A 911-nucleotide genomic window follows, 5' to 3' on the forward strand; every position below is an offset into this window, starting at 1 on the left:
CCGATCAGCAGCACGTTGGTGGCGGACTCGAGGTAGCGACACGTCGCGAGCTCGTTGATGAGCTTGGGGTCCACGCCGGGAGCGGCGTCGAAGTCGAAGTCGGCCAGGGTCGCGGGGGTGGGTAGGGAGGCGAACCTGAGTCTGCCGGCGAGCTTGCGTGCTTCGGTGGCCTCGACCTCGCGGGCCAGCAGGTGCTCCAGCGTGGCGGTCATCGACCACTGCTCTTCCTCGGCTTGGGCGAGCACGCTGGGCAGGTGCTCGGCTGCGGCGGTGAGCTTCAAGGTGGCGAGGTGGCCACGCAGCTGCTGGTAGAGGCTGGCCTGGCTGCCTGTCATCGGCACGGTCATCGGGTCGGTGTTGATCGGGTTGGTCACGTGAGGGTGTTCCTTCCGGTTGCTGCTCGGTCGTACTTGGACAGGTCGATCACCACGTCGTCGTGTTCGGCGACGACATCGGTGGGTTGCTGGGCGGCGCGGAGCACGTCGGCGGCCGCGCGGGCGGCTGGCCCGGGTGGGATGCGTTCCTTGCGCCGGTGGGGTCTGCTGGTGTCGTGGCCGGCGAGCACGTGCTGCTCGAGGGCGATCACGTGGCCGTGGTCGCGGACCATCACCCCGGCGCCGTCGGGCGCGAGCTCGTGGCGGGCGACCACGATGTCGCCGAGGGTGGCGATGTCGAGGTGCTGGGCACCGAGCCGCTGGGACACGACGACCTGGGCACGAGCGAGCTCGGGTGGGACGGAGTAGAAGTTGCCGCGCCAGGCGACCAGCGCCTGGGCGGACACGGTCCGCTCCTCGGTGATCGTCGCGGGGAACGGCGAGGCCGGCACCGGCGCCAACGGCTCACGCTCGGCGATGGTGAGCACGCTCGCCTTGCCGCCCGGTCCAGCCGCACGCAGCCGAGCGTCGCCGCGG

2 protein-coding genes are annotated in these 911 nt (G+C 71.1%); both read right to left on the minus strand.

What is annotated here, in order from left to right:
- Nucleotides 1–374: ATP-binding protein (locus tag ACYVIH_RS12205; protein ID WP_460869721.1), on the minus strand; the 374-nt coding region annotated here is incomplete at its 3' end.
- On the minus strand, nucleotides 371–911 hold a 541-nt coding region (locus tag ACYVIH_RS12210; RefSeq protein ID WP_460869723.1), incomplete at its 5' end, for a Mu transposase domain-containing protein. The genes ACYVIH_RS12210 and ACYVIH_RS12205, both read right to left, overlap by 4 nt.

This window comes from Nocardioides pakistanensis (assembly GCF_054781215.1).